The 24583-nt window shown below is 37.4% G+C and carries 14 protein-coding genes; 9 read left to right on the plus strand and 5 right to left on the minus strand.

The genetic code is table 11. The features are described 5' to 3' along the window. From H7U17_RS16205 to H7U17_RS16240, 8 genes are all read left to right on the plus strand, one after another. On the plus strand, nucleotides 1–4266 hold the full coding sequence (locus tag H7U17_RS16205; RefSeq protein ID WP_186757806.1) for a PKD domain-containing protein: 4266 nt from the start codon (nucleotides 1–3) through the stop codon (nucleotides 4264–4266). Further along, nucleotides 4267–5931, plus strand: a complete 1665-nt coding sequence (locus tag H7U17_RS16210) for a contractile injection system tape measure protein (RefSeq protein WP_222439222.1) — start codon at nucleotides 4267–4269, stop codon at nucleotides 5929–5931. It abuts the gene before it with no gap. A gap of 5 nt (nucleotides 5932–5936) precedes the next feature. Beyond that, the gene (locus tag H7U17_RS16215) at nucleotides 5937–7418 is read left to right on the plus strand and encodes an eCIS core domain-containing protein (protein WP_186757808.1); all 1482 of its coding nucleotides are present in this window, start codon (nucleotides 5937–5939) and stop codon (nucleotides 7416–7418) included. 47 nt (nucleotides 7419–7465) lie between these two features. Then, nucleotides 7466–11044 (plus strand): eCIS core domain-containing protein, encoded by a 3579-nt coding sequence (locus H7U17_RS16220; RefSeq protein WP_186757809.1) that lies wholly within the window; start codon nucleotides 7466–7468, stop codon nucleotides 11042–11044. Between the two features lie 8 nt (nucleotides 11045–11052). Then, nucleotides 11053–11922 carry a tetratricopeptide repeat protein gene (locus H7U17_RS16225; protein WP_186757810.1) on the plus strand — a complete coding sequence of 290 codons (870 nt, stop codon included), beginning with the start codon at nucleotides 11053–11055 and terminating at the stop codon, nucleotides 11920–11922. A 4-nt stretch (nucleotides 11923–11926) separates the two neighbouring features. Beyond that, nucleotides 11927–12748, plus strand: a complete 822-nt coding sequence (locus H7U17_RS16230) for an N-acetylmuramidase domain-containing protein (protein ID WP_186757811.1) — start codon at nucleotides 11927–11929, stop codon at nucleotides 12746–12748. Nucleotides 12749–12818: 70 nt separating this feature from the next. Then, nucleotides 12819–14126, plus strand: coding sequence for an ATP-binding protein (locus H7U17_RS16235; RefSeq protein WP_186757812.1), 1308 nt, complete (start codon nucleotides 12819–12821; stop codon nucleotides 14124–14126). A 99-nt stretch (nucleotides 14127–14225) separates the two neighbouring features. Next, nucleotides 14226–14606: an endonuclease domain-containing protein gene (locus tag H7U17_RS16240; protein WP_186757813.1), complete on the plus strand. Its 381-nt coding sequence runs from the start codon at nucleotides 14226–14228 to the stop codon at nucleotides 14604–14606. A gap of 109 nt (nucleotides 14607–14715) precedes the next feature. Here the strand turns inward: H7U17_RS16240 and H7U17_RS16245 are convergent, their stop codons facing one another. Further along, nucleotides 14716–15132, minus strand: coding sequence for an OsmC family peroxiredoxin (locus tag H7U17_RS16245; protein WP_186757814.1), 417 nt, complete (start codon nucleotides 15130–15132; stop codon nucleotides 14716–14718). Between the two features lie 175 nt (nucleotides 15133–15307). On the opposite strand from H7U17_RS16245, the gene H7U17_RS16250 reads away from it, so the two are divergent. After that, nucleotides 15308–15703, plus strand: a complete 396-nt coding sequence (locus tag H7U17_RS16250) for a group III truncated hemoglobin (RefSeq protein WP_186757815.1) — start codon at nucleotides 15308–15310, stop codon at nucleotides 15701–15703. A 397-nt stretch (nucleotides 15704–16100) separates the two neighbouring features. Here H7U17_RS16250 and H7U17_RS16255 read toward each other — a convergent pair whose 3' ends face one another. The 4 genes from H7U17_RS16255 to H7U17_RS16270 form a co-directional block, all read right to left on the minus strand. Continuing rightward, nucleotides 16101–17567 (minus strand): SLC13 family permease, encoded by a 1467-nt coding sequence (locus H7U17_RS16255; RefSeq protein WP_186757816.1) that lies wholly within the window; start codon nucleotides 17565–17567, stop codon nucleotides 16101–16103. A gap of 880 nt (nucleotides 17568–18447) precedes the next feature. Continuing rightward, on the minus strand, nucleotides 18448–19602 hold the full coding sequence (locus tag H7U17_RS16260) for a DNA cytosine methyltransferase (RefSeq protein ID WP_186757817.1): 1155 nt from the start codon (nucleotides 19600–19602) through the stop codon (nucleotides 18448–18450). Beyond that, the gene (locus H7U17_RS16265) at nucleotides 19592–21883 is read right to left on the minus strand and encodes a hypothetical protein (protein ID WP_186757818.1); all 2292 of its coding nucleotides are present in this window, start codon (nucleotides 21881–21883) and stop codon (nucleotides 19592–19594) included. Before H7U17_RS16265 ends, H7U17_RS16260 begins: the two co-directional genes overlap by 11 nt. Continuing rightward, nucleotides 21876–24533 carry a sensor histidine kinase gene (locus tag H7U17_RS16270; RefSeq protein ID WP_186757819.1) on the minus strand — a complete coding sequence of 886 codons (2658 nt, stop codon included), beginning with the start codon at nucleotides 24531–24533 and terminating at the stop codon, nucleotides 21876–21878. Before H7U17_RS16270 ends, H7U17_RS16265 begins: the two co-directional genes overlap by 8 nt. Between the last annotated feature and the right edge of the window lie 50 nt (nucleotides 24534–24583).

The following is a 24583-nucleotide window of genomic DNA, read 5'->3' on the forward strand; positions in this document are numbered from 1 at the left end:
ATGGCTAATAAATTAAGTATAATAACCACTCAATACCATACTTATAAAGTAGATCAGGTATTAACACATACCCAATTAAATGAATCCATATCATTTTTTGAGGACCAAGATAGGTTGACTCGTGTATTTTTAAATGGTGTTGGAATAGTTTGTGGATTTAAAGTAAGTCGGCCGACTAGCCGTATTGTCCAAGTTACACAAGGCATTGGAGTAACTACGGATGGAGACCTGCTTAAATTACTTCAGGAATACGATGATCCAGCTATTTCAGGCTATAAAATGGTGGACGATCATGTTAACTATACCCATTTCAGGGTGTTTGAAGATAAAAACAGCCATTATGAAAAATTTAAGCAAGGAGAAGCTAAAATTAACCTTTGGAAACTTGTTCCCCCAGAACAAGTAACTGAGACAGATCAAGCCCTTTCCAGCATGGAAAACATGGCAGATAAAATTGCCTTGCTTTATTTAGAAACATACCCACTGGAAGCAGACATGTGTAGTGGAATCAATTGTGACAATCAAGGGGTAGAACAAGTAGCTAGACTACATGTGCTATTGACAGATGAAGAGGGTGCCAAGCATTTAATGGACAATGACGGAGTCTATCAAAGGCTAGACATCAAAAGTCTTTATCGCTCTTTAAAACACATTAAACTAAAAAGGGTATTATTATCCCAAGCAAATACCAAAGATCTGCAAAAACTTGAAGATAGCTATTATAAGGCTATCATGGCTACTGATATTGAGGGTTTAAATGATGGACTAAGCGCGCTTTCCAATTTTCTTGGATTGCCCAGCAATATTTCGCAAAAATTGAAATTATTCCTGACCAAGCCCAATCCGAGTTATGTTAACAATTTCCAATATCAATATGACTGGTTAAGAGATATCATCAACACCTATCATGAGATTGTGGAAATCCTTTATACACTCAATGCCACTTGTCTACCAGATATAGATGCTTTTCCAAAACATCTTATGCTTGGGAAAGTCATCTCCAAAGAAAATAATAATGATTTTAGACATGGGTTTTATAAATCTCCCATTACGGGGGACACTTCAGTAACCTCCAGGCTAAACAGTTTATTGGAACGGATGAAATTAATGCTTTTTACCTTCCAAACACCAAAAGTTGACATTTCCATTACACCATCAGTATTTAAAGGAAATCTAGGAGAAAAAGCTATACCATTTTACTATAAGAATAGTAATAACCTAATTGATCATTGGAATTTCGATAAAACCAAAAGGGGAAGGACGGATGAAATACCTCGTTTTAAAAGAGCAGTGGATCCACAAACCAATGAACCCATAGAGCCTTTGGAATATGACACCAATGAGGTTGATTTTTATAGAATTGAAGGGCATCAGGGTAAATCCTACGACCAAGCATTGATCAAAATAATGGACAAGGTTAAGGAATATAATTTGGATTTTGATGTCAAGGCACTCTCTATTAATCAGGTATTGGACAGTATCAAAATGGAAGATTATAAATGCCATTTTGAAGATTTGATGTTATTAATGGAAGCTTGGAATGATGAGATCAGCTGTATAACAGGCAAAATCAGTCAATTCTTTTCTTCCTTGGATATCAAAAAGCTAATGGAAGCGAGTAGCGTCGAAAGTGCCGAAACAATAGCTCCAAAAGTAGAAATGGCTGAGCCTTTATATAAGGCTTATGAACCTAAGTCTGTGACCATAGAGGATGTGGCGATTTTGATCAATAATGGTAAAATATCGCTGGCAGAAGCCCAAAGACTCTATCCATATTTGTTTGAAGCCACCAAAGATTATAAAACTGAATCAAGGTCAAGTATTCAAGAAAGTATAAGTAAAAACATCAGTTCAGATTCAGAAAGTCTAGGCATTGTCTTTGACAGCACCATCAAAAAAGAGGATAATCCTTATTACAGCTATAATGATATCAAGGTAGCTGCAGAGAAAGAAGCAGTAAATTATATCAAGGATATAGAGATTTCAGAAGACTATAAAATGGCCTTTATAGATAAGCCCATAGAGATAATTGCTGCCTCCTATGATATATCAAATTATATCCCTGAGCGACTATTTGAATTGGATGATTTCTATATTGACCAATATGAAGCTTCCATTGAAAGTTTGTGTAAGAAGTTAGTAGAGTTTAGCAAAAGCCTTGAGAAATTGGATATAAGTGATCGATTAAAGTCCTACTATCAGTCACAAGCCCTTTTCTATTCATCCATTTGTTGTGCTGCCAATAAATTAAAAATCTTGCAAGCCGAGATCGATTCAAGAAAGCAAACCATTTTGGAAGGTCTTCAATTAAGTAATTTTTTCGAACACCATCCTGGATTGGATCATCAAGCTGGTGTAACAAAAGGTGGGACATTTGTTATGGTTTATTATAGCAGGGAACCTAGGAAAGTAGAAAAAGCTATATCCGGTCTGAGCATCATGGAAAAATGGGGCGGATATAAGGAGGCTGTTTATGAAAAGTCCGATTATAATAGTATCGCGGAAAAATATGAACTATTCAAGGATCCCACCAAATTAGAAGATGATTTAGCCACCCTAAAAAAAGCATTAGCTGGAGAGACAAGCATATCCAATATAGCAGTACCGAGCAAAGGTCAATTAAAAAGTAGCCTAAAAGATGGTACTGTAATGGCTGATTTTATGCTGCCATATAGATGTTGCTCTGATTGTTCACCTATCAATTTCGTAGTTCCACGTCCAGTAGTATATCTGAACCTAAGTGAAGACACCTATTGTCTAGGCTTGGAGCAAGCTCCTATTGGATTTGAGGTGATCCCTGTGGGAGGCACTATCAAAGTCGTAGATGAAATACCTGGTGTTATCGTTGGTGAAGATGCGATTAGTATTGATGCTAGTCTGTTTCCTGTTGAGCACTTAGGTCAAGCGATCAATTTTACGGTAAATGATGAACCTACTACAGCAGAAATTAGGGTTTTCCAAAGCCCTGTATTTGCTTTGAACTTACCTGATAATCCAGTTACCGATCCTTATTTATTGCTTTCTGCTTCTCCTGTCTTTGAGGATGCAGAATATTCCTGGGATTTCGGTGACGACAGACAGTCTACAGAAAAGAGTCCTCAAGTAAGTTATCAATTGCCTGTAAACGGTGAAAACAAGGTGACCGTTAGCCTCACTATTACACCTAAAAATGGCGCTTGTCCAGCTACGGTAACCGGAGAAATCATTTTTGAAGAAGCAGTAGAAGAGATTGACTTGGACCTTAAGCCAAGAGAGATATGTAGAGATGCTCAAGTCAGCCCAATACCTTTTACGGTAGTTCCCGAAAATGGAGTAGTCAGTGGGGAAGGGGTTCAAAACACAGCCAATGGTTATGTATTTAACCCACTATTGGTAAGTGATATCAATCTAGGAAAGGATTTGAATTTTAAAGTCAATGGTCAAGAAACAGATTTAACCGTAAGGGTATATGAAAGACCTACCATTAACTTTAGTTATACATTAGATGTTGATCCTGCCTCTGGTAACAAACTGCTTTCACTAAAAGTAGATACACCATTCCCAACGGGTACCCAATACCATTGGTTCTTGGACAACAAAGCCTTGGACCCAACGACGGCTACGGGCATGAAGCAAGAGCTTCCTGCTGAATTGGATAGCATATCAGTAAGGGTAATGGTGGAATTGGATAATGTCTGTAAACAAGGGAGTAGTGAAACCATAACGATTGATCTTAATGAAGGAGCAGGAAACTGTATAGATGAAGGAACTAGGTTTATCCAATCTGGAGCGGAAAGATTTAGTGCCTTTTTACAAACTGAAGAATTCAAAAAAGTAGATGATTGGGGCAAAGGCATTATCACCGACGCTATAAATACCATAAACTTGATTGCAAAGGATGCCCCGAATTTTGTTTCTGGTAAGCAAAATGGACAATTAGAAAAAATACTATTACCTCAAATTCAAGCCTTAACGGACTATATGGTAGAAATGAATAGTGGAAATGGTCCTGGAATGGCCCCTGCCAAAGAACTGTTTGAATTTTATATTCAATTATTTTATACCCTTATCAAGTGTCAAGATAGAAGCAATTATGATGAATTTAAAGCTGAATTTTCAAAAATTCTTCAAGTGATGACTTCAATGATGAAACGACTGGTTGAATTTAAAGTGATTTGGGATGCTGATAAAAGCATGCAGACTTACTATAAAAATTTAATCGTGGAATTTGATGGAGCGGACTATATACAGGCCGCTATTAAGGACCAATCTCAATTGATCACTTAATTGGAAAACAAGGCATCACATATTATCCATAAAATCTATTGCGAGGTACTTGACTCAAGTCCCGAAAGAAGCCAAATGCTCAAAAACAATTTGGCGGAATGGTTAAAGTCTGAATTATTGCCTTTGCTGGAGCGCTATCTGAATCAAATGGATAGAACCATAGACAATGCCCACTATCAAATTCCCAATTTGGAAATAAATATAAATAGTTCCTCAAAGGTGTTTGAAGGCTCCAAGGCTTCTATGGACCAGCTGGCAAAAGACCATCTTCTGTCACAGTTGAGAGAGCAATTGGAACAACAATTTCAGCAACTCGAAAACAAAGTCAGCCAAGCCAAATCGATTTCGAAAGCTAGCCGTGAACATGATAGTTTATCAAAGGATAATCATTTAGGCTTATCAAGTCTAGATAGGGAAATAAAAAGTATTATACAGATACTGGAAACAGGTGAAAAACCTTGGTGGCTAAGTGATCAGGAAAACATCGAGCTATTTAGTGATTGGACTCAAATAAACCCCGTCAAGCACATTCTTATCCATCCAAATTTTCACAAATTACTGGAAAGAAGTGGAAGAGAAGTTGATTTAAGAAGAAGATTTTTAAAGCAATTCAATTACCAGCAAATCAAATGCATCCTTTCTGCATATTATTCAAAACAAGCAATATTGACTAAAGGTCAAGATATATTATCACAGTGGCCAAAAGATATATCTAATCCACTGAAATCATTGATAATGGGTGATATATGGAGATTATTGCTTTCAGAAAGGACCGAATCAGAAATAGAGTCTTCTTTTACAAAATCAATCCATGCCATAAAAAGCATTGCGACTGCTGAACAGAAAAAGTTGCTTATCATCTATCAAACCAGCTTTAAGGTCGCATTCGAAAAATATAGCTATAAGGAAATAGGTAAATCCAATTGGTATAGCGAATTATCAAATGCCATCGAAAAACCTGAATCTTTCATTCATTCATTACTTAAAAAAGAAGGAGAAAATAAAGCTGGGCAAGTGAGAGCATCAAACAGTCCAGAAAAAGGTGTCTTGAATGATCTTGATAAAAAATCAAGCCCTCCAGAAAATGGTGATCGTCCAAATCTTGATAACCAAAGCAAACGTGCTTTGCTACCTCAGGAAAATGACCATTTATTGGATGACAAGTTTGCCGATAAGGAATTCCATCTAGATCAGGCAGGTTTGATTCTTTTGCACCCATTCTTTAAGGAACTTTTCACCAACTGTAAATTAATCAATCAGCAAAATGAGTTTATAGATCAAGAGAGGGCAGTTCATTTATTACATTACTTGGCCACCAAGGAAGAAATGGCATTTGACCATGATTTAATATTTGAAAAATATTGCTGTGGACTTCCTAAGGACCATATAGTAAGCAGAGAGATAATATTATCGAATAAATTGAAAGATCATGCAGATGAATTATTGAACGCTGTAATTGGTCATTGGAAAGCATTAAAAGGTACAGGGCTGGATACTTTGAGGGCAGAATTTCTATGTAGAAAAGGTAAGCTGGATACTCGAGGAAAGCATTCAAAACTGATCATTGAGAGAAAAACCCAAGATATATTATTGGAAAAATTGCCTTGGAGTATCGGAATGGCAAAGTTTCCATGGAAAAGAGGATTATTATTCATTGAATGGTAAGGGCTATGAGAGAATTAAAAAAAAGGAATAAACCAGGGCAATCCAACCAAGGGCTAATCAATAGAAAGGAAGAAGGCCAAAAAGATTTTTTTGGCGTGCAAGCCAAACTAGAAATGGGCAAACCGGGCGATAAATATGAGCAAGAAGCAGATGCCATAGCAGATCAAGTTGTCAACAATACTGCTGCTAAAAATGACCCGATTCAACAAAAAGGAACGGAGGAAGAATTACAGCAAAAACCTTTGGCCTCATCGATTAGTATGGTACAAAAACAAGATTTAAAAGAAGAGCAAGAACCCGTTCAAGGGAAATCCGGTGAAGAGGAACAAAAAGAGCCGCTTCAAAAAGCCGAGGAAGAGGAAGTTCAGGCGCAAGAAGAGGAAGAAGCCATGCAAACGAAACCTGAGGAGGAAGAAACTGTCCAATCCCAGGAAGAAGAGGAAGCCGCGCAGGCTAAAGCTGAGACTGCTTCCAGCAAGCAACAAGGTGCCAATCATATTGAACCTAGCCTCAATCAAAGTAAGGGTTCTGGCAGACAAATGGATGCAGATATCAAAAATGAAATGGAATCAGGCTTTGGAGCAGATTTCAGTCATATTAGGATCCATACCGATGAACGGGCAAATCATATGAATAAAGCCATAGGTGCCCAAGCATTCACCCATGGTAATGATATCTATTTTAAATCCGGAAAATACAGTCCTGAATCGTATAAAGGCAAACAGCTTTTGGCCCATGAACTCACACACACCGTACAGCAAAAAGGCATGGTACAAAAGAAAATTCAAAGAAACTGGAGCAAGAATGAAAACTATAAATCCTATGATGGCAAAACCATCAAAGCTGATCTAAAATTGAAATTTGAAGGAGCTGTACTCAATAAAAGCAGTAATGCCTCGCTTAATACTGCAGGTTTGGCCAGTGCTGCCAAAAGCCAAATTGAAAATAGCTTTAAAGGGAAATTAAGAAAAAGCATTTTTGGTATTGATGTAGTATATGATGTCAGCACCACTGCCAATGTCAGGGTGATCAATAAACTTACCGACCTCAATTTTATGTCTGAGCATTTGATAGTTGTGCTAGACGATAGCCATCCCAAGGTAAACGGCACTTATGGTAGGGGACCATTTTACGGCACCATAGTTTACTTAAATGAGAAACATACTCCAGGAATGATTTCAGGATCCGATAAAAACACCATTCCTCATGAGGTTGGACATACAGCAGGATTGAAGCACTTAATGGAAAAAAGTGACGAATCTGGAATGATAGGTAAGCTGATCAAGGAAATGCACCATCATCAAAATAAGGATAATATGATGTGGAGAGGAGGGGGCCATCCAAGTTATTCCATGGCCGATGCAGATCAAAAACTGGTAAATACCAATCCTGAACAATTGGATAAAGTCAGAAAAAACCTCAATAATAACGAGCTCAACAAGATCAATGTATTCAATTTCATCGATCTAATGAAATTGGGCAATTAGTTATCAACAGACTTTTTAGTATGTACCGTTAGAGCCAAATTTTACCAATGAAATCTTTCAACTCAAAAACCGATTCCAGCAAAGGAAAAGCTGCCCAAAGTCAAGCTGATAGCTTCTTTCAGGCTAAATTAAACATGGGTCAAGCAGGGGACAAGTATGAGTTGGAAGCAGATCAAATGGCGGATCACGTAGTTGAAGGTATCAATGATCCTTCAGCAAACCATGGTGCAGACACCGCTGTTCAAACACAACAAGAGGAAGAAGTTCAAACAAAGGAAACAGCAGAGGCTGAAGTTCAGGAAAAGCCCCTTGCAGAAACAGTAACACCAGTAGTACAAGCGCAGGTAGAAGAAGAACAGGTTCAGGAAAAAGAAGAGGAAGAAGAACTCCAAAAGCAAGAAGAAGAGGAAATACAAAAAAGCCCTGAAGCAAGCGATGAAGGGGAGGATGACAATTCTGAAGGTAATGTACAAGCCAAATCAGACCAGAGTAATACCGTTTCCCCAGGACTCGAAAGTCAAATTAAATCCAGTACTGGAGGAAGTCCCATGGATGCCCATACCCAATCCAATATGGAAAGTGGATTTGGGGCTGATTTCAGTGATGTCAAAGTCCATACGGACAGTACAGCAGTTCAAATGAGCCGAGACCTCGGTGCACAGGCTTTTACCCATGGCAACGATATCTATTTTAATGAAGGAAAGTATGACCCGGGAAGTACCTCTGGTCAGCACCTACTTGCCCACGAACTGACCCATACCATACAGCAGGGAAGCAGTTCTTCGGTACAGGGCAAGATGGTGCAGAAGGATGGGGAAGAGGAATCTTCATTCAGCCCAGACACTTTCACTATAAATGATGTAAGAGGTTTAAATCTTGAGGTCATTATATCAAATAGCGATACAATAGTAATTGATAAATTTCCTATGGGGGCATATAAAGTTCCTATCCATAATCGTCAACGCCCCTTTTCAAGACCTAAAAATTATAGAAGAGAATCTAACGAAGAAAACAATAGTCAAAGATCACTTTGGACAAATAATTTAAAATCTTCTTCAGCAATAGTTGACTTTGTTGAATCAAATGTAAGAACTCAGTTTAGAGAAGATATCAGAGATAGCAAAATTTATATATTTAAAGTTCCAGGGGGACAAGGTAATCAATATAGAAGAATTATAGGCCAACCTGAAGCCATCAAAGAAGAGCTTACTCTTCCTTCTTGGCGAAGCAATGGTAGTCGACGGTGGTTCCAAATAGATCATAAACAAGAATTACAACTAGGAGGTCAAAATGAAGTGAATAACTTAAATCTATTGAATGAGGATTCCAATAGAGCCTATGGTTTTTCAATCAATAACACTATCAGTATGATAGCTGGAAAAATAGGTGATCATGAAAAAGAAAATCCATCCGGACCAAGATCTAATTTGAAAAATGCCACAGTCGTAAAACAACATTGGAATTTAAGATTCAATAATGCTGTTAACGATCCCACATCAAGAGCTGACGCCAACCCAAGTCACTGGGATTATGATCAAATATATTCAGGTGAACACCTACAATCCACAAACGACATTAGTTTGGAGTCTATTGATTCCTTAGGAGATGAATCTAAAGTTTTTATTTTTCCATTTACTAACGGTGGTGTTGGAAAGCAATTCAACAATAATACTTCTTTAATACAAAATGAAAAATTATGGCTTAACCCTTGGGTAATTACATCCAAGACATTTAATACAACCCAAGGCAGTGAAAATACCGACACCTTAGGTGATTTTCACCTCGAGTTAAAAGAAAATGAAGTAGCTAATGCTGTAGATTCAACACCTCTGACTATTAATAGATACAGAGGTTCTCGTTTTGCTGGTTATTTAGATGTAAATAAATTTTTTCTCCAGCAATATTCAAACCGAGCCTTTAATATCAAAAAATTTAGTCCTGTTACTTTTACTGGAGCAAATTTTTATGGTAATAATGGCCCTGAAATTACAGGTAAAGTACACCCTACACTTTCTTTAATTGAAGGTACTGATTTGGATTTAAGTATTAGAGCTGGAGATATAGAAATAAGCAAGACTTTTGATATTGGCAGTTTCAATTTCCCCCGTCCATTCGAAATATCTGATTCTAGTTTATCATTATTTGTATCTACTGAAAGAGGACTTGGCATAGAAGGTCAGGTCAACTTCGGCATTGACCAAGTGGGAGAGGGCCATATCGGTGCGGCTGCTTCTACTTCAGGTGGATTTGAATTGGAAGGTGCCTTTAACTTTGATTCGGAACTATTTGATCCTGCAGAGATCAATGTAGAATATAAGGACAATATTTGGACCATTGGCGGTGAAATAGGCATTCCTGAAGGGAAGGTAAGAGGAGTCAAAAGTGCCACCATTACCGCATCCTATAGTGAAAATAATTTCACCGCAACCGGTGAGGCAGAACTAGACATCCCCGGTATTGAACGTGGGTCAATGACCGTGGAATATGGTGAAGAAGGCTTTTCCATTGGCGGTAATTTTGATTTGAGCTCAGATATTCCTGGCATCACTGGAGGTAATGTGGAAGCCCGCGTTTCCAAGGAATCAGGGGCAGAGGAGTATGATATTTTTGTTACAGGAACTGCCCAACCGGATATACCAGGCATTACGACTTCCCTGAGCGTTACCTATGAAAATGGGGCCTTGACCATTGAAGGATCGGCTTCCTACAGTCGGGGAATGCTGAGCGGAACCGTCAATGTAGGCGCTACCAATAGGGCCATTGGAGATGACGGGGAACCCACCGGAGAACCCGATGATACCATGCGGGTATATGGCGGTGGTAGCCTGACCTTACAACTCACTCCTTGGCTGGCAGCCACTGCAGGGGTGAATTTCACCCCTGAGGGAGAAATTGAGGTCACTGCCAGGCTCTCCTCAGATAGCTATGAAGTATTCAGAAGAAGGGAGATCAATAGGAACCTCTTCAGTGTTCCTACCATAGAAATACCACTTTTCGCCATTCCATTGGGCCCGAGAAGTATAGGCTTGGTAGCCCAAATAGGTGGTGGCTTGGACTTTACTGCAGGTTTTGGACCTGGGGAATTAAGAAACCTATCTGCAGAAATCACCTATAATCCAGAAAGGGAAGAGGAAACTACTGTAGCAGGCCATGGGGAATTTGCTATCCCTGCAGATGCTGGATTGACTCTTAGAGGGGATTTAAGTTTAGGGGTCAGTGTGGCTATTGCCAGCCTTAGTGGTGGCATTGAGTTAGCAGGAACCCTAGGACTGGAAGGCGAGGCTGCCGCCGAAGTAGACGTCAACTGGAGCCCTCAAACTGGTCTGGCATTGGATGCTGAAGGCAGGATAACGGTCAATCCAAAATTCACCTTTGACATCAATGCTTTTGCAAGAGCCAGCTTAGGTATCGGTTGGTTTTCCATTTCCGAAACATGGAGGCATAATCTTGCCTCTTATGAATGGGGACCGGGCATTCAGTTTGGAGTGGTATTCCCTGTCCATTACAGGGAAGGAGAACCCTTCGATATGTCCTTTGATGATATAGAGGTGATTTATCCGGATTTGGATGTCATCGATATGGCCAAAGGATTAGCCAGAGATGTTAAAAACGATTTATTTGATTAAATTATAAAATGGAAAAAGACAAAGCTATATCACTCAATAACCAGGGCGTAAAGCATTTTCTCAACCAAGATTTTGAGCAGGCAGTAACATGCTATAAAGCTGCTTTTGAGCTTGATCCTAATAATGCCTCATTATTAAACAACCTCGGACTGTATCACCATCAGCAAAAAGATTTTGAAAAGGCCATTGAGTATTTTGAATTGGCCATCAAACAAGAAAGAAAGCCCAATTTTTTAATCAATGTAGGGAACTCTATGGCCATGATGGGTAAAAACCAGCAAGCCAAAAAAAACTATTTAGCTGCAGCTGAAAAAGATCCCAAACATGCCAATGCCTGGCTTTCTTTGGCGAAATTGGCCAATTATGAGGGGAACTTGGAGGAAGCTGCCCATTATTGGGAAACATTGCTGAGCATAAGCCCCCAGGAAAGCTATCTGATCGAGCTAGCGAAAACCCTGATCTTGAAGAAGGAATATGAAAATGCCTTGAACCTATTGTACCAACAGGGAAAAGATAGCGATTCAGGAGCCCTTTGGTTTCAAATTGGTAGATGCGAATTTCAATTAAGAAATCATGGCTTGGCAGAAAAGGCCTTAAAAAAAGCTTTGGCTGCAGCTCCTGACCAACAAGATTACAGGTACTATTTGGCCATCAATTATTTGGCTACAGGTAATGTGGAAGAGGGCTTAAAGCATATTAACCTGCTTTTAAAGCTAAACCCAGAAAATGCACAAATATTAACCGAGAAGGGCATTATCCTTTGTAGTCTTCATCAATATGAAGAAGCCTTAAAGCTTTTTGACAGTGCGCTGAAAATTCAGCCAGAAAATAAAAAAGCCCAGCATTACAAAAATCTAGTGGAGAACCAAACATCCTAACATCATGCAAACCCTAAGATACCGTTCCAGAGGACCTGAAGTCCAATATTTAGAGGAAATTTTATCAGGCCTGGGATATGATATTATTGTTTCCAATTATTTCGATTTGAAAACCCATCATGCCGTCATGGATTACCAAAAAAAGAATGATTTGGTGGTGGATGGGATTGTAGGTATTAAAACATGGACCAAATTACTGGCCAAAAACCCAACTGTACTGGGACAGCACAGCAAACTATTGTCCGAACAAGATTTAGTGAACTTTGCCAAGGAATATGATCTCGAACTGCCAGCAGTAAAAGCTGTGAACGAGGTAGAAAGTAGCGGAAAAGGATTTTTACCAGATGGCAGGGCCAAAATCCTATTTGAAGGCCATGTTTTCTGGAGGCAACTGAAAAAGTTAGGTATAGATCCGAGCAATTATGCCAATGAAGAAACCAAGGATGTTTTATACTCCAAATGGACGAGAAGCCATTATAAAGGTGGTGCAGGCGAATACCTAAGACTACAAAAAGCAGCTGAAATCAACCATAATCCCGGCTTTAAGGAGGCAGCTTATAAATCCGCCTCCTGGGGCGCATTCCAAATAATGGGCTACCACTGCGATAGCTTAGGTTATTCCTCCATAGATGATTTTGTGGCTAAAATGCAATTACATGAGAGAGAGCATTTAAAAGCCTTTGGGAAATTCTTAGCTGTCAATAATTTGATCAAATACTTAAAAGAAAAAAACTGGGCCAAATTTGCCAGAGGCTATAACGGACCGGGTTATGCCCAAAATAAATATGATATCAAAATGCAAAAAGCTTACGAAAAATATAGTTGATAGTATGGAGTCTTGAGTCTTACTTAAGGCAGCAGACGGGACACTAGAGTTTTACAAAACGAGGCCACAGATGAACGAGTTATTACAGTTTTTAAATATCGCTATTCGGTCCAGGTTGGATTTTGAATTGGGCAAAAGCAAAGCATTGGAAAAGCCCCAGATGGACCTTCATTTGAATAAGGAAGCCTCCCTGGGTAAATTTATATTTGAGCATGATATAAAAAACCAAGACCTCTTATTGCTTATCTTAGCGCTCGTTCCCCATATTGATCCAGGTTTTTTCAATAGGATCATACAGGATTATTTTCCAAAAGGAGGGGAGTTTCCAGAATTTGGTGGGGTAAAAGCCAAGCACCATAGGGGGATTATACCCACCGGAGAAACAGCCCTTTATATATTAGCGGGCAATGATCCTGAGACCCGAAAGAAATATTTTCCCTTATTCCATCAATCCAAATTATTCCAAAAAGGGATTCTATATTTAGATGAATGCGACAGAAATGAGCCCCTATGGTCTACAGCCCTGCTAATGGATAATGAATATGCAGAACTATTTACCACCGAGCATATCAATAAGCCCAAATTGAGCAATAATTTCCCTGCCCAATTGATCAGCACTGACCTGGAATGGGAGGATATTGTGCTCAACAGCAAAACCTTGAACCAAATTCAAGAAATAGAAGAATGGCTCAAACATGAACAAACCTTATTGCATGATTGGGGAATGAAAAACAGGCTTAAACCTGGTTATCGGGTCATGTTTTTTGGTGTTCCAGGAACAGGCAAAACCCTTACAGCTAGCTTATTGGGTAAATACACCAATAAGGATGTCTATAGAATAGATTTATCCTTGGTCACCTCCAAATACATTGGGGAAACCGAAAAAAATCTGTCATCCCTATTTGATAAGGCTGCCAATAAGGATTGGATCTTATTCTTCGATGAAGCTGATGCTATCTTTGGCAAAAGGACCAATGTCCGCGATGCCCATGACAAATATGCCAACCAGGAAGTTTCCTACTTACTCCAAAGAATTGAAAGTCATCCTGGCCTTGTGATCTTGGCCTCCAATTTCAAAAGCAATATAGATGCTGCCTTCACCCGAAGATTCCAAAGTATCATTGAATTTCCAATGCCAGTGGCTGCCGAGCGATTGGTACTTTGGGAAAAGAACATCCCTCCAAAAGCCGCACTGGCAGAAGGACTCGACCTTAATACTTTAGCAAAAAAGTACGAATTGTCAGGAGCCAATATTGTTAATGTCATCCAATTCGCCAGCCTCAAAGCCTTGGCCAAAGAGCAGCAGGTTTTAGAACACGAAGACCTACTTGCCGGAATCAAAAAAGAGTTGGTTAAGGAAGGGAAGATGGTGAATTAATTTCCCGTTCTTTTCAAATACTGGGCGTAGCATATGCTACGCCCAGTGTTTGGTATATGTAAATTTAATACTCGTTTAATGTAATTAAATCTATGGCAAATGGGGTTTAAAAAAATCATATATAATGTACCATACTTAAAAGCAAAAAGAAAAGTTCTCAGAAACAATGGAACGCCCGCCGAGGCTACTTTATGGAAAGCACTAAGCAATAAAAAACTAAAAGGAAGGAAATTTAGAAGACAGTACAGCGCAGGTAATTATATATTAGATTTTTACTGCCCATCCGAAAGATTGTGTATTGAATTAGATGGAGCTTATCATTTTACTGAGGCAGGATATGAATATGATAAGGAAAGAACAAAATATTTAGAAAACCTAAATATTAGCGTAATAAGGTTCAGAAATGAGGAAGTATTCAATTCACTTGAAAGCGTTTTATCCGAAATCAAACGAAATTTCACCACCCCTGACCCCTCCTAAAATTTAGGAGGGGAACTTAATCATTATATTTATATAAATCATATTTTGAAAGATAATCTATGCTCCCCTTTATTTAAGGGGAGCTGTCCAAAGGACTGAGGGGTTAATTTCATACCAGCTTCGCATCCAGGGTGATTTCTGTATCCAGGGATTTGGAGATGGGGCATTCTTCTTTGGCTTCTTTGGCGGCTTTTTGGAAGTCAGCATCGCTCATCCCTTCAACAGAAGCACTTAATTTTAGATGGATATTGCTGATTTTGCCATCTTCAAAAGTCACTTTTGCCTCTGTATCTATATTGGATGCAGTAAATCCCTTCTCATTGATCACAAAGGCCAGCTTCATGCTAAAACAGCCAGCATGAGCAGCACCTACCAGTTCTTCCGGATTGGTACCTTTTGCGTCGGCAAATCTGGCATCGGTCGAGTATTTTGCTTCGGATAAAACACCGCTTTGGGTACTGATGGTGCCTAAACCATCTTCTCCTTTTCCTTTCCAGTTGGCGGATGCTCTTCTTGTAAATTTCATATTATGGTCATTTTTTAGGTTGTAAAACTATAATTTACGCTTAAGTATCGACCTTAACAAGACTTTACTTTTTTTAAAGTAAGAAGTACAAGGTACAAAGTAGGAAGAAGGGAACAAATCTGTCTCCCATCTCATATCTCATGTCTGACGTCTAAATAATCACTAACTTTACACCATGGCAAAACACGATATCCGAAATAGGGAAGATGTAGAAAAGCTGGTGCATACTTTCTACGCACAAGTAAGGGAGCATCCTAATCTGGGACCTATCTTTAATGGCATTGTCACCAATTGGCCTGAGCACTTGGAGCGACTCTCTGATTTCTGGGAAATGATTTTACTACAAAGCGGACCAGGTAAAAACAAATTCAACCCACTCAAGGCCCATAAGGAAGTTGACCAGAAAACAGGGCAGGGGCTTAGCCAGGTTCATTTTGGCAATTGGCTGGAACTCTGGTTCACCACCTTGGATAGGCTTTTTGAAGGCAAAGTAGCCGACCATGCCAAGGAACATGCCAGGAATATGGCAAGTATACTTTTTCTGAGGATTTATGAAGCAAGAGACAATTGAGATATTAGACGCTAGATGTTAGACGTTAGATTTAAGAGTAAAGAACAAAGATTTAAAATGTCCCTGATAGTCCTCGGGGCAGGCTATGCTGACAAAGGAAGGATTTCTTTAGTTAATAGTTACTGGAAGAGATGCTTTCCCGATAATCGGGACAGGCTCTATCGTCAGCATGACATCGATATATATAGAAAAGGCTCCGTATTAATGATCTGTACCCATCTGTTACCTTATTTTTCCCCTTGGTCAGATTATTTTCAACGAAATCAAATATCAACCGAAATCCAGTCTTTTATCTTTTGTCTAGCTTCTTTTATCTTTTTTATCTTGTCGCAAGCTCTTCGTGATGACCTAACCTGACTCCAATCTCAATACTCAGGAATCATGACTAAATACTAACTTAAAAGGGATAAACCTTCAAATCCAATCCCCATAATACCGGCATCAGGTAATAGACAAACAGGCTGATAAAGATAATCGACAATATATTCATCCAGAGTCCAGCCTTGGCCATGGCTGGGATAGTGAGATAGCCCGATCCAAAGACCACCGCATTGGGTGGAGTGGCTACAGGAAGCATAAAGGCACAACTTGCTGCCATGGTGGCACCGACCATCAGACCATAGGGATGGACACCCAAAGCCAAGGCTACCGAACCTAAAATCGGCAATAGCATGGATGCCGTGGCTACATTAGAGGTGATTTCAGTTAGGAAATTCACGGAGGCTACAATAACAAAAAGGAAAATCAGGAAATGGATGTTTTGTAGCGCCTCAAAATGCCCTCCCAACCAAGCTGCCAAACCGGTCTCTTTAAAGCCTGCTGCCAAGGAAAGTCCACCGCCAAAAAGCAATAAGATGCCCCAGGGGATATTTTCGGCTGTTTTCCAATCCAATAATCGCTTGTTTCCCTGACCAGAAGGAATGATAAACAATAATAAAACACCGCCCAAGGCAATAATGGTATCATTTAGAAAGGGGAGGAGCCCCTGCAATAAAAACACCCTAGTGATCCAACAAAAACTCACCAAACTAAAGACCGCCAAGACCCTTTGTTCTTGTTTTGATATTTTTCCCAAAGCCTGGAGTTGCCTTTGAATTTCATCCTTACCGCCAGATAGGGACATATTAGCTGGAAAAGGATAAGCAATTTTTACCAAATACCACCAACAAATCCCCAATAGTATCAAGGATACTGGCAATCCAATCATCATCCATTCCGCAAATCCAATTTCAATACCATAAAGTTCCTTTATGATTCCCACAAAAACGATATTGGTAGGTGTCCCTATAATCGTAGCCACTCCGCCGATAGAAGCACTATAGGCAATTCCCAACATCAGGGCTTGTCCGATCATGGTTTCGTTAATTTTTGTACCGGAAATCCCTTCCGACAACTGATGGACCACCGCCACCGCAATGGGCAGCATCATTAAGGAGGTGGCCGTATTAGAAATCCACATGGACAAAAATGCCGTGGCCAGCATAAATCCTAAAACGATCAAACGCATATCTGTACCAATAAAAGCGATGATGGACAGTGCAATACGCTTGTGTAGGTTCCATTTTTCTATGGTGACGGCGATCATAAAGCCGCCCATATAAAGTAATACTTTAGGGTCAGCATAAGGACTGGCCGTATCATCCATGGACAATGCACCGGTAAGGGGAAATATCAATAGCGGCAATAGGGCCGTTGCTGCAATGGGAATGGCTTCAGAAATCCACCAAATCGCCATCCAAATGGCCAGTGCCATCACCGCCCGGGCATCGGCCGATAAACCCTGTGGATGAAAAAATAAAAGAATCAATGTAAAAGCCAGCGGTCCCAGAATTAATCCGACACGCCTCCAAATAGGGTTATTCATAAAGATTGATTGCTAACAAGACAAAGTAAAGTCCCAATAATAAGGATTATTGTCGGTATTTGGTAATCGGTAATCAGTAATCGGTAATCAGTAAACGGTAATCAGTAAACGGTAATCAGTAAACGGTAATCAGTAAACGGTAATCAGTAAACGGTAATCAGTAATCAGTAATCGGTAATCGGTAATCGGTAATCGGTAATCTGTAGTCAGTACACGCTGTCATTCCGACTGAGGAGGAATCTCTTTTACTAATCGTTTAACCACAGATGAATTGGGGTAGATGAATTGGATAAACACAGATATTTCCACGTCATTACGATCCCGGTTAGGCAGGAGAAGCAATCTTATCTAAAGGATATGAAATGATCAGTAAACGGTAATCTGTAATCGGTAATCTGTAGTCAGGACACGCTGTCATTCCGACGAAGGAGGAATCTCTTTTTCTAGGCGCGTCATTGCGAACGTAGTGAAGCAATCTCGTTCTATGAGTTACCAGATCGAACCATCAAAAGGGGAGCAAACCACAAATCAGCAGAAAGCTTGCAGCATAGGGCTATGGATCAAAATATAGGAGGTGTTGAATTCTTTATTTAACATAATGTAAATTATATAACTATTAGAATGATTTGCGACCAGCTCTGCTGATTAACATAAAACCAGTTATGACTATTCCTGTGACATAACGTTAAAGATTTTATGTTAAAGCCAATCATGGATTGGTAAAAACAAACGCTGATATTGAGAGTCTAATTTTTTAGGCCAACACATAATAGAGTTTCTCTCCAACCGAACACACAACAGATTTGCCAGGCTCTGTGATTCGTTATTTTGAAGTATTCAGCACCAATGGTCAGATTGTTTCAAATATTGAATTCTTCAATTATAAATTATAATAGTTCATTAAGGTCCGCTTTATCTCACTTGCAATTAACTCTGCCTTTGCTGTTGGAACACCATTGCTGATTAGTTTAAATTTAGGTGTAAGTGGCATTTCTGAAGGTAATTCGTACTCGTCTGGAACTGTTTGCAACCTTAATCCTTCTCTAACAGTTAATCTTCTTGCTTTTGTAGGATGTAAATGAACTTCATTATTTCCATACGCAACTGTAGGGCTATATCTGAATCTATGTAAACGCTTAAAAGATTTCCTATCTGTATCACCTTCTGGTACAATCTGAAATCTATTTGATCTTGGAATAAAATATTCATTTTGATTAGGATGATTTGTAGTTAAATCCGCTAAAACATAGTTAGTGCATAATTCAGAATGACCATTTAGAGCATAACTAGTAATTTTGTTACCAAAATCCCATTTCTTTGGAAAATCTAATTTTTTTGGATTTTTATATTTAGGTTCTGGCCATCTGAAAACCTGTTTGTCATGATGGTTGTATTTCAGCAATTCATTGTCTACTTCAATATTATACCCAGCTTTTTTTAGTGAGTTGATAATAGTTTTTTTAAAAGCCACTAACGCAATTCGTGGCCTGTCTTGAGGATAACCATACTCTAAAACATTTAATAAATCGTGCCAGACATAATAACCAGATTTTTCAATATCCTTGACGAATTCATTAAATGATTTTCTGTGCCTTTTAGTCTTATAAAGACCTTCAACATTTTCAAAAAACAAAAAATCGGGTTTAATTTTTTTGACTATACTGAGATAACTATATATGAGCCTTCCCCTCTCCCCTTCTATTCCTCCATTTTTACCTCCTACTGAATAATCTTGGCAAGGTGGCCCTCCAATTATACCAGTTATCCCTTTATGTTCATTTTTTAGTCGCAATTGTTCTTTGCTACTGGATGCATCAACACTTCTTAGAATTTCATTATGAGAAACAATTTTATTTTGAATATAATAATTCTTTGAATTTTCGAAATACTTTTTCAAGCCATGATTATACGCTTCAATAAAGTATGACTCAATTTCAACTGCTTCATTTATCTGAAAACCTTGATTTATAAAACCAATATCAAGAAATCCGCCTCCTGAAAAAAGTGATAAAATTTCAAACGTTTTATTCTTCATATCGTTCTCTTTCTAATACTCCATTTACAAGTTGAAGTTTTACTTTTTTATCAAATATTTTAACACCTAATTTTAATTCTTGAACTGTTAATTTCCTGGTTGCATAACCTGCTTCATTAACAAAGGAATGAACACAATCACTATTCAATATTTGAAAATTACCATCCTCACTCGGTTTAACTTCTCCAAATAAATCTTTAAAGCTAAACTCCTGTTTTTGAACATAGTTATTATCACCAAAGCGATATTTATGAGTCAAATGATATTCTAACTGAGACTCTTTAACAAGTATATATTGATTAGTTTCCTTTGAAGTCAACCTATCATTGATACAAAAGGACAACAAGTTCTTATAATCACTAAGGGCATCTTGAATATCAGAAAGCCTAAAATACTCATTACCATTTGCAGCCCATAATTCAAAGTTATCGAGTACCCTAGTAGACTCCACGTCACCTGGTAAATCAAATGTCAACTTTACCTGTCTTATAAGCTCTGGAGAATTATCTATTAGATTTAAATCAATCCTCCCCTTGTTATTGAGGTAATTATTATATAACGAATCGAAGTATCTACCTTTCAATCTGGATACTCTATTCAATCCATAACTATACTTATCACCTAATTTTTTAAATTTGGTTTTAGAAAATTCAATGGGATCATTAAATCTCATTGCAGTGTACAACTGCATCACTTTAACTTCTCCTAATTTTTGGTAGTCACTTCTTAATTCATCATAGTATTTGTCATTATTTTCAGGTAGAATAAACTTGATATGATCTCTTAAATCTTCATTTGGATCAATCTCACACTCTCCATTATCATTGTACATACACAAATCTAAAACTGATAAATCAGCATAGTATATATTCGGTGTTGATATTTCTACCCTGATTGGTTTATAATAACCATCTGTTTTATCTCTAAAATTATTTATATAAACATATTTATTTTCTCCCACCAATTTTATTTCATATTTTGTTTTTGGAGTCTCAGGTGCTAATTCTATTTTAAATAATTCAGCAATTTTAGCCTTTCTTGTATTATTCTTTCTCAGTAACAAATCACAGAGTTGTCCCACAAGTATAAAATATGATCCATCCTTCTCCCATATATCACCAGGAGCTATTGGCATATGTTTTTTATTGACATTATAATCAAAAAGCTCAAAAGTATTTATCTCTAAAAGTTCATCTCCTATTTCTGATGTTTTTGGATGATCATCTAAATACCCGTGCTTAAAAAATGCTGATAATCCAGCAATTAATTTGTAATCAGCAACTTCAATGTCATCAAATTTTTTTTGTTTAGCTAAATCGAACCAATATTTCGTTGCATCATATGATGGTATACCCTCATTATGTGATTCGGATATTATGTATTTAATATTTTTCTGGTTTCGTAAAGCTAACTTAAATGCTTCTTCAGAACTATCAATTTTCTTTTTTCGTAATGAATTAAAAACTTCAGCAAATGCAGACTGAGCAAGACTTTTCGTCATTTTATCAATAATCTGATCAGAACCCTTAGTAATTTCTTCAATGAAAAAATCTTCATATTTTATTAGTTCTTTTTCGTCTGGATCTGGCCTACTTGTATATAAGCAAGCTATAAATCGTAATTCACTATTATCCTTATATGCACCAACTAAATCATCAATAATGAATTCCTTTCCAACTTCATTCGCACTACCAGTGCTTAGTGATTTATCAACTATAGCCAAACAAAAATTACTAGATGTTCTTTCAACACTTTTCAGTATATCGGCATAAAAAGAATCTTTATTAGAGCCAGGTGTTTGTTTATAGTATAAAATCTGCACTCCCTCTATTCCATTTAATTCAGATAGCAATTGTCTATAGTGAGCGTCATTTATATTCAAATAAATTCCATATTTTGCAAATATTGCCTTTATGGATTCAGTTTCTTTATCCTTTTCCAATGCTGCATTGAATTGATCAAATACTACATCTTTTAATAATTCTTCTTTCCCGAATTTCTTTAAGAATCTATCTAAATAACCTCCTGTAAGAAAATTATTAACTTCTTTCCTATTACTAAGAAGAGGGGTAAATTCAGTATTAAAATCCTCTATTGCCTGACTAAGGGTATTGAAGTTAATCGTGTTTAAATCTTCTATAATAGCCTCTTTTACCCGATTATCTGCCTGGCAAAATCTTATCAATAATTTTACGGGATCATCTATATAAGTAATCTCATCCTCTATGATAAGAATTGAGTATGCCTTAAGGCTTTTTATAAGATCTTGCAACTTACTCATCTTCCTCTAACCTGTTTTGCATCCTTAATTCAAAAATGTATCGATTACCATAACTATTGGTAATCGGAAGAAGCTCTATTTCACCTCCAAAGGACTTTAAAAATTGTCTAACTATATACAACCCCATACCTCTTCCATTGTCACGTCCTGAGACAAGTTCATTAAAAAGTGTATGCTGATATTTTTCTAATACACCTGTTCCCGTATCTTCAACTTGTAAGGTATTGGGAGATGTTGTTTTTATTACGATTTTGTCGATCCCTTCATGAATATATGTATTGTCTTTTTTGGCAAACTTTTGACGTTGTCTAATCCAGTAGATTGAATTATCAATTAAATTATAAAACACGTGTAAAAGAGCTCCTTTTGGCACTTCCCAAGTATTGTTAACTGAACTTAAATCAACTTCAACATTGTGTCTATTTAATCTAAATTTGAATCGATCCACAATGATTTCTAATTCCTCTTTAACATTCGCTGGATTCAATGCTCTGTTTCCTTCGCTAGTGATAAAAGTCTTTTCTAAGAAAGAATAAAACTTATCTAAGTCTCCCATTCGTTTGTATAAGTGATCAAACTTGTCTTTAATTGGTAGGAAATGAGAATTATTTATGTCGAATTCTTCGTTATCTAGAAAATGGTTTTCAATGGTAGTAAAATGCTTCTCGTACTTTTCTGCTTCTTCTTCTGAACTGCTTAATAAGGAATGTAATTCATGTGTGATAATTTCAGTCACCAATCCATTTGCCATCAACTTATAATTATTATAAGCCTCAGTCTTAATTCTAATCTGTTCTTGTTTCGCAACTTCAAGTAATTGGTTGGCACTTTTCAAAGATCTTTGAGTATCATCCAAATTTTGTTCAAAATTCAGCGTTACTGGTTCTAATTTTCCGAATACTTTTTTAACCGAATTTATTTTGTCCTCTGTATCTAAATCAATGTTATCTTTTATTGCAGTTATAGCTTCTTGAATCGCAGCAAGATTCTTTTTGGCGGCAGCAAGTATCTCTTTGGATTTATCAACTTCTTCTTTAATTTGTTCGTCAGTATTCTCCGGCAACCACCCTTCTTGGTCCAAAAAATTCTTTGTTAATTCTACCGCTGTTTTCGTATATCCTGGAGAAAAAATATCCAAGACTTCACTTAAAGCTATTTGAAGAGAATCAACATATTCATTCTGGGTTAAATGTTCACGTGAACTTGTTTCATATATATATCGCTGTTTTGGATCATTGATTTTTATGAAGCCAATAACATTACCTAATTCGAAACGATAAAACTGTTGTCCAACCGTTCTTTTCTGTTGAAACTGCAACCAATCATTGTCTTTATTTCCGATAGTTGCTATCCTAAATGAATTCCGGTATAATTTTATTCCATTGTGTGCTTCCAGAAAAGGTCTGATATCGAAATTAATTCTAGTCGTATTGTCAATATATTTATTGTCAATTGCCGACCTTCTGGCCATACTCATCAAAGTATTATCCCTTTTAAATGTATGGATTTCACCTTTTATTGGAGCAACTTTCAAAAGAGCATTGACAAAATTATCAGGAAATAGCTCACGCTTCTTAATCCACTTTTCTTTCCACTTTTCTTCTACTTCTGACAATAAAAAAGAATCTTTTAAATTGGCATCATAGTAGTCCTTATACTTGTTATAGAACTCTTTATATTCTGTTGGAGATTTTTTCCAATCCTGATAAAGTACATTTCCCAGTTCTCGATGATGAATACGTTCAAGAAACCAAGGACGTAATTTCATTTCTAAAGTAAATTTTAAGTCTTTTGGATTTCCTTCATCATCTAAAATAGTCTCAGTCTTAAATGAATGAATTGACTCAGCTACTTTTAAAGCCTGATAATTAAAATCTAGTGTTATTTGTTCTCCATTAGCCGATATATCTAAATTGATTGTACTCTTTTTTTCTTCAAATGGAGAATACAAAAAACTAAGAGCTGTTTGCAAATCATCTTTAACAAAAAGTGAATTGCCAAGGCTCTTACCTGGGTTGCCAAACAAATCCTCAATTTCGAAAACTTCACGTTTTTCGTAATACTTGTCAATCTGAACTGGTATGTCAGGAGTCCCAAGGAGCCATAACCTAGTATACGAACCTTGTTCGGTACGGTCAGGAGTCCATTCCGGAGCATCAAACTCTTTATTGTTAATAAACTCCTCCCACGTAACTTTTACTATATTAACCTTTGTATTATTCTCAGTTATAGATTCAACAATTAATATAGGTGCTATTCGTTGAGCAGCTAGCCTTCCGATACCTTTATCTCCTAATATTATATTATCATCTGTTTCTTCAGACTTTTCTTTTTCCTCTTTTTTAACCGTGGTTCCTACTTCAAAAAATCCCTTTTGAAGTTCAGTATATGTCATGCCTTTACCATCATCTTCGATTACTACCAAACCCGGAATGGGATTCTCATTCAATTGTTCAGATAGAATCTCAGGGATAGGTTGAGTTAATTTTGAAAGGTCCAAATTATCCAATCCTGATAAGAATTGAATCGTCACATTAGGTGCTTTAGCATCATAGGAGTTTTTAATAAGCTCTGTTATAGCAACTTCATCTGAGGTAATTAATTCATACCCTAAATGCCTAATAATTCTTGGATTGTAGGTAAATTTCATTTAATCCTGTTATTCGTATTTTTTAATTTCACTTCTTTCAAGACTTCAAA

It is taken from the genome of Echinicola salinicaeni (assembly GCF_014280965.1).
Classification (GTDB): Bacteria; Bacteroidota; Bacteroidia; order Cytophagales; family Cyclobacteriaceae; genus Echinicola; species Echinicola salinicaeni.